This window comes from Mesorhizobium sp. ESP-6-4 (assembly GCF_020164735.1).
In the GTDB taxonomy this organism is placed as follows: domain Bacteria; phylum Pseudomonadota; class Alphaproteobacteria; order Rhizobiales; family Rhizobiaceae; genus Mesorhizobium.
This window is the reverse complement of record NZ_JAIUGS010000001.1, coordinates 65,124-77,183: the sequence shown is the minus strand read 5'-3', so window position 1 is coordinate 77,183 and position 12,060 is coordinate 65,124. Positions and strand designations below refer to the sequence as shown.

The 12,060-nt window shown below is 62.9% G+C and carries 11 protein-coding genes and 1 pseudogene; 5 read left to right on the top strand and 7 right to left on the bottom strand.

What is annotated here, in order from left to right:
* A complete protein-coding gene (locus tag LB523_RS00365; protein WP_224600509.1) occupies positions 1–366 on the bottom strand; it encodes a VOC family protein in 366 nt (121 codons plus the stop codon).
* A gap of 70 nt (positions 367–436) precedes the next feature.
* Positions 437–1,000: a DUF1003 domain-containing protein gene (locus LB523_RS00360; RefSeq protein ID WP_224523298.1), complete on the bottom strand. Its 564-nt coding sequence runs from the start codon at positions 998–1,000 to the stop codon at positions 437–439.
* A gap of 184 nt (positions 1,001–1,184) precedes the next feature.
* Between LB523_RS00360 and LB523_RS00355 the strand changes: the two genes are divergently transcribed.
* Positions 1,185–1,823 carry a hypothetical protein gene (locus LB523_RS00355; protein WP_224523301.1) on the top strand — a complete coding sequence of 213 codons (639 nt, stop codon included), beginning with the start codon at positions 1,185–1,187 and terminating at the stop codon, positions 1,821–1,823.
* A 15-nt stretch (positions 1,824–1,838) separates the two neighbouring features.
* Here LB523_RS00355 and LB523_RS00350 read toward each other — a convergent pair whose 3' ends face one another.
* Both LB523_RS00350 and LB523_RS00345 read right to left on the bottom strand, forming a co-directional pair.
* Entirely contained in the window at positions 1,839–3,356 is a 1,518-nt protein-coding gene (locus tag LB523_RS00350) for a PAS domain S-box protein (RefSeq protein WP_224523302.1), read from the bottom strand.
* A 213-nt stretch (positions 3,357–3,569) separates the two neighbouring features.
* A complete protein-coding gene (locus LB523_RS00345; protein ID WP_095813132.1) occupies positions 3,570–3,764 on the bottom strand; it encodes a hypothetical protein in 195 nt (64 codons plus the stop codon).
* A gap of 208 nt (positions 3,765–3,972) precedes the next feature.
* Here LB523_RS00345 and LB523_RS00340 point away from each other — a divergent pair, with 208 nt between their 5' ends.
* The 3 genes and pseudogenes from LB523_RS00340 to LB523_RS00330 form a co-directional block, all read left to right on the top strand.
* Positions 3,973–4,308 carry a hypothetical protein gene (locus tag LB523_RS00340; RefSeq protein WP_224600508.1) on the top strand — a complete coding sequence of 112 codons (336 nt, stop codon included), beginning with the start codon at positions 3,973–3,975 and terminating at the stop codon, positions 4,306–4,308.
* Between the two features lie 280 nt (positions 4,309–4,588).
* Positions 4,589–5,257, top strand: coding sequence for a DUF1236 domain-containing protein (locus LB523_RS00335; RefSeq protein ID WP_140839352.1), 669 nt, complete (start codon positions 4,589–4,591; stop codon positions 5,255–5,257).
* Between the two features lie 160 nt (positions 5,258–5,417).
* Positions 5,418–5,949: pseudogene (locus LB523_RS00330) on the top strand (enolase C-terminal domain-like protein); the annotation flags it as partial.
* A 174-nt stretch (positions 5,950–6,123) separates the two neighbouring features.
* Here the strand turns inward: LB523_RS00330 and LB523_RS00325 are convergent.
* Positions 6,124–8,193, bottom strand: coding sequence for an NAD(P)-binding protein (locus LB523_RS00325; protein WP_224600507.1), 2,070 nt, complete (start codon positions 8,191–8,193; stop codon positions 6,124–6,126).
* Positions 8,194–8,401: 208 nt separating this feature from the next.
* On the opposite strand from LB523_RS00325, the gene argE reads away from it, so the two are divergent.
* Entirely contained in the window at positions 8,402–9,559 is a 1,158-nt protein-coding gene (argE, locus tag LB523_RS00320; protein ID WP_224600506.1) for an acetylornithine deacetylase, read from the top strand.
* Positions 9,560–9,565: 6 nt separating this feature from the next.
* Here the strand turns inward: argE and LB523_RS00315 are convergent, their stop codons facing one another.
* Together LB523_RS00315 and LB523_RS00310 are read right to left on the bottom strand one after the other, a co-directional pair.
* A complete protein-coding gene (locus tag LB523_RS00315; RefSeq protein WP_224514737.1) occupies positions 9,566–10,501 on the bottom strand; it encodes a LysR family transcriptional regulator in 936 nt (311 codons plus the stop codon).
* 50 nt (positions 10,502–10,551) lie between these two features.
* Complete coding sequence (locus LB523_RS00310; RefSeq protein ID WP_224600505.1) at positions 10,552–12,042, bottom strand: aldehyde dehydrogenase; 1,491 nt, start codon at positions 12,040–12,042, stop codon at positions 10,552–10,554.
* Positions 12,043–12,060: the final 18 nt, after the last annotated feature.

Here is a 12,060-nt window from a genome sequence, read left to right as displayed (position 1 = left end):
TCAGACATCTGCGGCGAAGGCTACGGCTTCGACATTGTGGCCGTCCGGGTCGAGCACAAAAGCTGCATAATAATCCGGTGCGTATTGGGCGCGAATGCCAGGCGCGCCATTGTCGCGACCTCCGGCGGCGCGGCCTGCCTTGTAGAACGAGTGCACCATAGCGCGGGAGCCGGCTCGGAACGCTATGTGGATAGGTGCAGGAGGAGGTCCGAATGCCCCTATCCAGAGACGACCGGCATGGCCACCCAACATTGCCCAGCCCTCTCCGGATTCGAGCACGCCAAGATCGAGAGGAGCGAGCACTGCTTTGTAAAAGGCGAGCGATTTTTCTAAATTCCCGACGTTGAAGCCGATGTGGTCGAACATGCTCCTATCCTCTGATTGACCCAACCTGGTAGCGCCTCAGTTTCAAATTGCCGCTTCTATTGGCGAGCTGTCACTTGGGCGTCCGACGGTCATCCACCTCTTCAATCTTGTCCAGAACCGCCTCCGGCGCCACATCGCGCTTGAGTTCCTTGAGCTCGTGATCCGCATCGGTATCTATGTTCAGACGCTTGGCAATCTCCTCCACCAGCTTGATAAGCTTGGTGGTTTCGTGCTCGTTCAGCAGACTGACCTGCAGATCGAGGTCTGCCCTGGAATTGTCCTCCGCACTCATTCGGTTCTGATTGATCAGCACGAAGGTCGAGAGAAAGATGGCCTCGACCGAGGCGAACATAGCCAAGATGACCAGTGATGGGTCCCAGGGTCTGACAAAGCTCAGGATGCCGAGATTGAGGGCGATCCAGATCCCGAAGAAGACAATGTGCAAGTAGACGAAGACCATGCTTCCTGCGAAGCCGCTTATCGCTGCGGCCGCGCGCTCCTCCAGCGATGCGGCCGTGGCTTCTCGTTTACGCCTCTCGATCAGCGCCTCAATGTTTCGCGCCAGGGCAGGGGCAAGGCCTTCCGGCGCCGCCTTGGTTGGCGTGAAGTGACCGTTGCTTTTCGATGCTGCCATCCGTCCAATCCAGTCTCTTCCGTCTAGCCAGCCTAACTCGCCGATCGACAATTCGCTCCGTTGAGGGTTCTCAGATGGCGGATATTTGGAAGAATCCTCTGTCCAAGATCGGTGGCGCCGCGTCACACCGGGTTGCCTCTTGCACCGGCGTTGTGCCAGGCCCAGCCCGGCCTATTTATGGGACATGCCCGGGCGCCGAAAAACCGAACCGACCGCCAAATTAATGGCTGAGTGGCCGCTTTCACCGGCGGCGACTCTGGGATCGTCCATGCGGGCCAGGGGCATTTTCCTCGAGATCCGCGCGCGCCTTCCCGCGCCCCTGAGAAAGCTGCTTCACATCGAATCCCGCGTGCTCACCTTGCGCCTGCCGGAGGGCGTCGATGCCGATGTGCAAGCGGCAGCGGCTATCGTGTCCAAAGCCATGCGCGACATCGAGGACCTTCCGGTCATCCCTCGCGAAGTCGAGGACATCCTGACGATCTCGTCGGGCGAGCGGCACCGCTGGCTGAAGGATGGTCGGTTGCAGAGCTCGGGGACCAGAACGGTCAAGCTTCGCGGCCGCGCCAGAAAGATCACCTTCCACGTCTTCGACCCGCGCCACATCGAGGATGTGCTCGATTGCGATCTGGTCACCGTCTGGCGCGAAGAAGACGACGCCACCCGCACCGAGAACCGGCGACGCGCTGCCGCCAAGGCGGCAGTCAAGCGTGCGCAAAAGAAGGGCCGCGAGGTTGCCCATTCAGCCAGGAATGGCCGAGACGAAAACTCGGAGGCCAAACTGCGCGGATGGGAGGATTTTGAGAGCGACGGGCTGCTGCGCTGACAAGCGGCTCGGGCATCAGACCGAGAATCTTTCACTATCGATCGTGATCTCAAGGACAATTCCGGCGGGGTCCCAATCTCGCACGACTCCGCCGAGCTCATTCGCGGCGGCGCGGATCAGGCGGCTTCCGAAGCCTTCGTCTTCGGTTGCGACCGGAGGTGGTCCTCCTACCTCTCTCCACTGGACACTCACCTTACCGTCTCTATTGGAGCAAGCGATCTCGATCGAGCCGGCGGGCGCCGAGAGGCTGCCATGTTTGGCAGCGTTTGTGGCGAATTCGTGTAGCAGGAGAGAAAGCGGCGTGATCATCGCTGGAGGCACCGGCAGATCGATGCCACTGATCGCGAAGCGGGGCTGCTCGTCAGTTCCATGCCGGTATGGCGCGAGGATTGCGGCGATCAATGCATGTAGGCTCGTCGCGCCATGAACAGACGGGCCAGTCGAGGGGAGCATCGTCAGCGCATGGGCCCGCGCGAGGGCGCCGAGGCGGTCAGAAACGGTGGAGGCGAGCGCGGCCGGAGTTTCAGCAGCTGGCGCGCTCAAATTGACGATGGTCCTTGCGATGGTAAAGAGGTTCTTCACGCGGTGGTCCATCTCGCGAAGCAGCAACTCCTGCTGCTCCTGCGCCCGCAGCCGCTCGGAAATGTCACGGCCGATCTTGGAGACACCGACAATTGCGCCAGACGCATCCGCGATGGGGGAAGCGGTCAAAGAGATGGGAATGCTGCTGCCATCCTTGCGCAGGCGAACGGTCTCGAAGTGCTCGACATGCTCTCCATTGCGAATGCGCACCAGGATCTGCCGCTCCTCGATCTGCCGATCGGGCGGTATCAGCAACATGAGCGGACGTCCGACCATTTCCTTGCGGCCGTAGCCGTAGAGACGCTCAGCGCCGCTGTTCCAGTCCGTGACGATGCCATCCAAATCGGTCGCGATGATTGCATCATCCGAGGATTCGACGAGCGCGCTCAGTCGCATCGCACTGGTTTCCGCCCGCTCCCGTTCGATCGCAAACCCGAGCTGACGGGCAATGGTCAACGCAAGTTCGCGTTCACGATCCCCGAAGCGATGGCGTGCCGGATAGTAGACCATGAACTTGCCGATGAGCTCGCGGGAGGTGGCAAGCGGGATGAAAGCCAGCGCTTCGATTCCCTCGCCAAGGACCGTGTCGATGATCTGCTGAGATTCACCGCTGAGACGAATATCCTCGACAAAGATAGGCTCGGCATCGTGCTCCCCGCGCGTCCACGGCGTGTGACCGTTAACTGCCTCGCGGTATTCATTAGAGAGTGAGCGCCAGGCGACGAAGCTCATGACGCCGTGGCTGTCAAATCTCAGGATCGAGGCGCGTGACGAACCGAGGGCGTCGCATATGGCATCCAGCGCCGCATCGTAGATCTCGCCAAGGCCGTTGGCACGGTAAAGTCGGTCGGTGAGACGAAAGAGGACGGCCTGCTCGCGGACAATATCGCCGTCGGCCGCCTCAAGCTGGCCTCGGCCCATGCCCGGATCACTCACGGCTCCGTGCTGCATGGCTCTGTCCCACGGATGGCTCTATTGAAAGTTCGGCCATCCTCGACCAAATAGCACCGCGTCCAGGGTCCAGGTCCTTGGACTGCTCGATCAAGACCCCATGCCAAAGAATATGCGCCTTGCGCAGTTTCGCAATAGGGACTTGGGGCATGACGTTGATTAGGACCGTCAGTCGTTGTCCGTGCGGCTTTACGCTGACTGCGACTCAGCCTGTCACGTCTTCGGCGGCCCGCAGCGTCCTTTCAGCACGGCGATCTCGGTCTCATGGTCGCCGCCGGACATTGATGAGACCGGCACGCCAATGAGGAAGACGCCAAGCGCGTCACCCGTAGCCGCCTTGTTCTGCTGGTTTGTCAGAACCGCCAGGCGCTCTTTGTCGGCTTGCGTGCAGGGGCCAGCATTGGGCACGCCTGCTATTTTGTCCGGTGGTGTAGCGCAGCCTGCAACGCAAACGATCGTAGCAACGGTTAAAGCAAACCGCTTTATAGTCCCCCCCAAAATCTCAAACCCGCTGCCAACGTTGCTTAGCTTGGCACGGATGGCAAGCGGTCAAACTCGAATTCGACAACAAAATGCAAATGGAGCATTATGCCAGCCGGTGTCGGGGAATGCCTCAATGGATTTGCGATCGTATTTTGCCGCGGCGAGCGTAACACTTTTGTCGGGTTGTGCTGCCGACTATTTCAACAATTACGGCACGATGACGCTTGCGTCCGGCGACGCAAACAACACCAATTCGCTTTTGCAAACGGTCGATCCGTTTAATCCGCACAGCAACAACACGCATATCGAAGGCGTCGGGCAACGCAGCGTGGCTGTTGTCCAACGCTATCGCGTGCCTACAGCTTCGCCGCGCATGTGTTTCATTCGCCCTATTAGACCCGGCCGAACCCATTGCGTGGCGGGCCGCTTCATGCCCTTCGGCATGGCATCGGCTGGCGCGAGCCGGTAGCGTCAGTAATGCCGACATTTCAATACCTGTCCGGCTTCGCCCGCAACGATGGCTGTCCCACCGATCAGACCTCAGCGACTCCAGGGCCGACCGCGCAGGGTGCGGCAAGATCGGCCGCTCCGATGATGGCAACCCGACCATATCTCGACTCAAGCGGGAGCAGCAGAGCGACCCGATGGTGACATTTGGAATCTAGCCGTTCCGCGATCCTGCCAGCGGAACGCACGTGGCTCTTCCTCGTTTTTGGCTCTGAAGGGAACCATGAAACGGAGACAGAACGATGAGAAAGCTTTTGTTACCCGTTGTGACAGGCGCCCTTGTCGCCTTGTCTGGCGCAGCTTTTGCCGACACTCCCGTATCAGCCGCTACAAACCTTAATGTTCGCGCCGGTCCAGGCTCGCAATATCCGGTCATCGGCGTGCTGCGGGCAGGCCAGACGGCCACATTGAACGGCTGTCTGCAAAACTCGAAATGGTGCACCATCGCCGAAGCTGGTGGTCAGGGCTGGGTTTATTCCGACTACGTTACCGCAGAATTCGGTGGCAATCGGGTCGTCTTAACCGAGCGACCGGCCAATTCCGGCATCGCGGTCGTGAAACCTCCTCGCGATCAGGCTGATGCCGGAGCCGTCGCTGGTGGCGCCACCGGAGCGATCGCCGGCGCTATCATCGGAGGACCGGTAGGCGCTGCTGTGGGCGGCGCGGCGGGGGTCGTTGGCGGCGGCGCAGCCGGCACCGTGATCAATCCGCCCGAACAGGTGCGCACGTACATCAGCGCGCATCGGGTCAAGCCTGTTTACCTTCAAGGAAAGGTTGTAACCGGCGCGACCTTGCCTGAGACGGTGGCTCTACAGAAGATCCCGAACTACCGCTACCGCTATGTCTATGTGAACAACCGACCGGTGCTGGTTGAGCCGTCGACGCGCCGCATCGTGTATGTGGAACGCTGAAAGTGCCAATCGGCAATGAATACCGACCGCCGGGCGGGTTGCACGGCGGTCAAGCCGAGGCGGGTGTTGACGGCAACACACGACCGCGAACAACGACACCGTCGATTTATGGTGAACATCTCCGGCGTTGGCTGCGTCGTTCACGCAATGCCGCCGAGACATCGGCGGCGACCGGCCGGCGGAAGTGGCGGCCGGCGCTAGGAATGTGGCGGCGCACGGCTTCCAGGCGCTCAAGATGAACGGCACCTCGGAACTGCAGATCGTCGACAGCCACGACAAGATAGACACGGCTATAGAGCGCGTCGCCATGGTGCGCGAGGCGGTCGGGCCGAATATCGGCATGGCCGTCGATTTCCACGGCCGCGTGCACCGGCCGATGGCGCGCATCCTGGTCAAGGAGCTGGAGTCATACCGGCTGATGTTCATCGAAGAGCCGGTGCTCAGCGAAAACCGCGAGGCGCTGAAGGAGATCGCCGCGCTCGGCTCGACGCCGATCGCGCTCGGCGAACGGCTCTACAGCGGGTGGGACTTCAAGTCGGTGTTCGAGGAAGCGGTGTCGGCCGGATCTGTCGCACGCCGGCGGCATCACCAAAAGCCGCAAGATCGCGGCGATGGCCGAAGCCTATGACGTGGCTGTGGCGCCGCACTGTCCGCTCGGGCCGATCGCGCTGGCCGCATGCCTGCAGCTCGACTGAAGCGACCGTCGACGGAAGAGGTCGCCACCGGGAGAGGCAATCGAGCTCCTCAACGCGAAGCTCCCCCGACTGTTGTCGGCAGCATTCTATTGGATGATACCTGCTGGAAATACGCGCTCCGCTTGCGGGCAGAATAGAGTGGAAGGGAAGTTGCGGCTGCCCTCTTCTATCCTATTGCGCCGCCAGCGCCGTCACTTCCCGCCGGAAAGGCAGGGCGTCACCAATATCGGCCTCGTCCAGCTCGCGGGCGAAGCGGTGGCCGGCATAGGTTGCCCAAGCGATCGGCCCCGGCGCTTCGGCATCGCCGATAACCTTGATCGAACGGATGCCGTTGCCGGCCCACTCGTTTTCCCGGGCTTTCAGCGCGCGCCAAACGGCATCGTCCTGATTGCGCGACGTGACCAGGACCACGGCATCGGCTGCCACCTCCTGCCGCGCGCCGGTATAGACGCAGGCCGTCACGACGCCACCTGACGCGATGGTCGTGAGAGTCCTGTTGAGGACGATATCTGTCCCCAGCGCCGCCAGGCGGCGGTGGATGGCACCCTGCTCTAGCGTGTTGCGGGTCCAGTCTGAGACATAGGCAGACGGCGTTACCAACGTCACCTGCGCACCCTGCCGCGCCATCAGCTCCGCCAGCACGCCGCCCATGTAGTAGTGATCGTCGTCGAACAGCACGACCTTGCCGGAAGGCACCTTGCCTCCCATCAGATCGTCGGGCGTGTAGACCGGCATGGCGGCGTCGATCGGCATTGGCACGACATGGGCGCGCGCGACGCCGTCGCGCCGCCAAGTCGATCCAGTAGCGATGGCGACGTTCTGGAAGCCGAAGGACAGGACGTCGTCCGCCGACAGCCGGCTTTCGAAATAGATGTCGACATTCGGCATCTGGCTGAGCTGATACTGGCGATAGTCGCGCACCCTGCCCCAGGCCGACAGGCCCGGAAGCAGGCATTCACGCGCCACGCGCCCGCCGAGCGCGGTGCCGGCTTCCGCTATCGCGACCTGATAGCCGCGCAGGCCGAGCGCGCGGGCGGCCTCCAGTCCGGCAGGCCCGGCGCCGACGATCAGCGCGCTGTCGCTATCGCCCTTGGCTTGCATGCGCTCCGGATGCCAGCCCTTGCGCCATTCCTCCATGAAGGTCGGGTTCTGCGTGCAGCGCGAGATCGACATTGTCATGTCGCCGGTGATGCAGATGTTGCAGCCGATGCATTCGCGGATGTCCTCGATGCGGCCCTCCTCGACCTTCCTTGGCAGGAAAGGATCGGCGATCGACGGGCGAGCGCAGCCGATGAAATCGAGCGTGCCTGATTTGATCATCCTCACCATCACGTCCGGCGAGGTGAAGCGGCCGACACCGACGACCGGCTTCGAGGTCAGCTCCTTGACGCCGGAGACCAGGCTTTCTTGCGCCGCCTCTTCCTTGAAGCGCGACGGCCCGGAGCAATCTTCCCAGGCGCCGTGAGCGAGGTCCCAAAGATCAGGCAGCTCAGCATGCATCTCGATCATGTCGCGGACTTCCGAATTGGCGAAGCCAAGCTCGCCGATCATCTCGTCCAGCGACAGCCTGAGCGTCAGGCCGCACGTGTCGCCGATCGCGTCGCGCCCTTCCTCGATCAGCTCGCGCATCAGTCGCGAGCGGTTTTCCAGCGAGCCGCCATATTCGTCGCTGCGCTGGTTGGTGGCGGTCGACAGGAAGTGCTGGATGATGCCGAAGCCATGCGCGCCGTAGAGGCATACCAGGTCGAAACCCGCCTGCCTGGCGCGCGTGAAGGCGTTGCGGTGCCAGCGGCGCAGGTCGCGGATATCCTGCTTGTCCATGGCGCGCGCCTGAACCGGATCGTTGGTGAAGGTGCGGATCGGCAAGGCCGAAGGGCCGCGCGGGACCTCCTTGGTGTAGAGGTTGGGACCGTTGATGCCGGAATAGGCAAGCTGGATGCCGGCGAGCGCGCCATATTCGTGCATGGCTTTTGCCATCTTGGCCAGGGCCGGAATGTCGGCGTCATCCCACAGCCTGAGCTCGATGAAGGGCGTTATCTCGGAGGTGTGGTGCATCTCCGTCTGCTCGGTGAAGATGACGCCCCATCCGCCTTCGGACTTCATGCGCCGCATCTCTGCCGCCGCCGAGGGATCACGATAGCCGCCGCCATTGCAATGCGGAACCTGGTAGAAGCGGTTCTTGGCGGTCACCGGACCGATCTTCATCGGCTCGAACAGAATGTCGTAGCGTGGGTCGCGCATAGTAGCTTCCTTCATGCCGGCTGCTCTGGAGATTACCCATAAGTTGGCGCGTGCGCGGGAAAACTACGGATTTCTTCTGTGCGGATTAGGACGCGCCTAATCGCCCTTGCATGGATCAGTCTCAGGTGAAGTAAGGCTGAGACAAATGCGACTTCAGGACCGCCGCGGCGCAATGTAAACAGCCGATTGCGGCAATGGGACAAGAGACATGGACAGCATCAGAATCCTCGAAAAGCTGATTGCCTTCCCGACGGTGAGCCGCGACTCAAACCTCGACCTCATCTTCTATGCGGTGGACCTGCTTCAAGCGAACGGCATCGCCTCCCAGATCATCCACAGTCCGGACGGGCACAAGGCCAATCTTTTCGCCACGATCGGACCGGCCGACAAGCCTGGCATCATGCTCTCCGGTCACACGGACGTCGTTCCCGTCGACGGCCAGAACTGGACGCTGCCGCCATTCGCCATGACCGCGCGTGACGGCAAGCTTTACGGGCGCGGCGCGGCGGACATGAAGGGCTTTGTGGCCTCGGCTCTCGCGGCATGTCTCAAGGCCTCGAAGATGACGCTGCGCACGCCCTTGCATCTGGCGCTCTCCTACGACGAAGAAGTCGGCTGCCTGGGCGTCCGCGACCTGATCGAAATGCTAAGCGCGGCACCCCAACGCCCGCTGCTGTGCATCGTCGGCGAGCCGACCAACATGCAGGTGGCGACCGGGCACAAGGGCAAGCTTGCGGCGCGCGCCATCTGCAAGGGACGCGAAGGCCATTCGGCGCTTGCTCCGCTGGCACTCAACGCCATCCATCTCGGTTGCGATTTCGTGCGGGCGCTGCGCGACGAACAGGACCGGCTGGCCCGCGAAGGCGCCCGCGACGGCGACTACGACATTCCCTACACGACCGTGCATGTCGGCAAGATCAATGCCGGCGTGGCGCTCAACATCGTGCCCAACGTTTGCGTGGTCGATTTCGAGATCCGCAACGTCTCCGCCGACGATGCCGCCGGCATTCTCGACAGGCTGCGCAGCGCCGCGACGCGCATCGCCGCGGATGCCGCTTCGATCGCGCCCGAAGCGGCAATCGACATCGAGATCACCAACACCTATCCGGGTCTCGACACACCGGCTGCCTCGGAAGCCGTCGCCTTCGTCAAATCGCTGACCGGCGCTAACAGCACCATGAAAGTCGCGTTCGGCACGGAAGGCGGATTGTTCAGCCGCGATCTCGGCACGCCGGCCGTCGTGTGCGGACCGGGCTCGATGGCGCAGGGGCACAAGCCGGACGAATTTATCAGCGTCGAACAGCTGCGGCGTTGCGACGAGATGCTGGAGAGGCTGCTGTCGCGGCTCGCCGACGGCTGGCCGTGACCAGGCTTATTTGACGATACGTTCGGTGCCGAAGACGCCTTGCTCGACGACGAAGCGGCGACAGTGGTCGATGAAGGCTTGCACCGTCAGCGTGCGATGCTCGGCGTTCGGCAGCGCAATTCCCATGGTCAGCGGCCTGAGGTCGCCCAGCAAGGGCACGAAGACCAGCAGCTTGCCGTCCGGCGACATGGTGTTGAGCGGCCGCATGTTGGCTATGCCGTAGCCGAAGCCATTGGCGACCATCGAGCGCATCACGGCGATGTCCCCGGTGCGCTCGGCGATCTTTGGCCGCAGGCCCTTGGGCTGGAAAGCCGACAGGAAATATTCGCGGCTGTAGGGCAGATCGAGCAGCACCATCGGCTCATCGACCAGTTCCTCGGGGGTGATGCCCGCCCTCCCCGCCAGGCGATGCGCGGCCGGCAGCATCACATAGGCCGGCAGCTGCATCAGCGGCTCGAACGTCATGTCCTGCGACAGTTCGAGATCGTAGGTCAGTGCTGCGTCTATTTCGCCACGCTGCAGCATCTCGAACAACTGCCCCTGGTTGCGCTCGAACTGGCGGACGCGCACATCCGGATAGGCATCCTCGAACTTCCGGCGCAACGCCGGCAGCACGATCTGCGCGAAAGTCAAAAGGCAGCCGATCGCCAGCGGTCCGCGCACCTTTTCAGCGATATCGCCGGCAATGTCGTGCAGCGCATCGGCATCGTTGAGCAGCCGCGCGGCTTCCTTGAGGAACAGGCGCCCGCCCGCCGTGAGGGCAAGCGCGTGCGAGTGCTTGCGCACGAAGAGCTGGACGCCGAACTCCGCCTCGAGCTGGGCGATCGAAGCCGAGATCGACGGCGGCGAGACGTTCACCTGCTCGGCCGCCTTGGCAATAGAGCCCGCTTCGCCGACGGCGACGAAGTACTCGAGTTGTCTGAGCGTGAAACGAAGCGGCATGGGCTTCTATGATGCCCGTTTGGTCGCTGCAATCAAGTCGCGGCCGCTTCTCAGTACTTGATCCAGGTGGTTTTCAGCGCGGTGTATTTGTCGAGCGCGTGCAGCGACAGGTCGCGCCCGAAGCCGGACTGCTTGAAGCCGCCGAACGGCGTCATCGGGCTCAGCGCATCGACGGTGTTTATTGACACTGTGCCCACGCGCAGTCGCTCCGCAATGCGGTGTGCCCGCGACAGGCTGTCGGTCCAAAGCGATGCCGCAAGGCCGTAGACGCTGTCATTGGCAATCCGGAGCGCCTCCTCTTCGCTATCGAAGGCGATGACCGACAGGACCGGACCGAAAATTTCGTCGCGTGCGAGCGGATCCTCGGGCGAGACATTGTCGAAGATCGTCGGCTGCACGAAGCTGCCGCGCCCGTCGACCGAGATCCGGCCGCCGCCGGTGACCAGCCGTGCCGACTGCCTGCCGCCATCGATGAAGCGCATCACCGTAGCGGCGTGCCGCGCATCCACCATCGCGCCCATCCTGGATGCCGGGTCGAGAGGGTCGCCGGGTTGCGTCGCCGCCGCGCGCTCCGCTAGCTTCTCGACCAGCGCATCCTTGATGCCGCGCTCCACCAGCAGCCGGGAATTGGCGGAGCAGACCTGGCCCTGGTTGAAGAAGATGCCGAAGGCGGCCATGTCGGCCGCCGCATCCAGATCGCCGCAATCCGCGAACACCAGATTGGGACTCTTGCCGCCGGTCTCCAGCCAGACCTGCTTCATGTTCGACTGGCCGGAATATTGCAGGAACAGCTTGCCGACGGCGGTCGATCCGGTAAAGGCGAGGCAATCGACATCCATATGCCGGCCAAGCGCCTGGCCGGCGGTCTCGCCGAGGCCCGGCACCACATTGAGCACGCCGGCGGGCAGGCCCGCCTCCATGGCGAGCTCGGCCAGCCTGAGCGCCGAGAAAGGCGATTGCTCGGCCGGCTTCAGCACCACCGAATTGCCCGCCGCCAGCGCAGGCGCGCATTTCCAGGTGGCCATGTCGAGCGGGAAATTCCAAGGCACGACGGCGCCCACGACGCCAAGCGGCTCGCGCCGCACCAGAGCTAGGTCACCCTCGCCCGTCGGCGCCACCTCGTCATAGACCTTGTCGATCGCTTCGGCGTACCACTGGAAGATCGTCGCCGAGCCCGGCACGTCGATGGTGGCGGCATCCTTGACCAGCTTGCTCATATCCAGCGATTCCAGCAGCGCGAGCTCCTGCAGGTTCTCGCGCAGCAACTCCGCCAGCCGCAGCAGCACCTGCTTGCGATGCTGGGGACTCGTTCGCGACCAGACGCCGGCCTCAAAACTACGCCGCGCCGCCGCGACGGCGAAATCGATATCCTCCTCCCCGCAGGAGGCGACTTCGGCGAGCGTCGCTCCCGTGGCCGGATTGACGCTGGCGAAGGTCCGGCCGGAGCGCGCCGGCACCGGCTTGCCGTCGATGAACGCCTTGTCGCGGAAGCGAATCGCGGACGCCTTGCCGACCCACTCCTTGTGGCTGAGTTCGCTCATGCTCGCTCCAGAACTGGT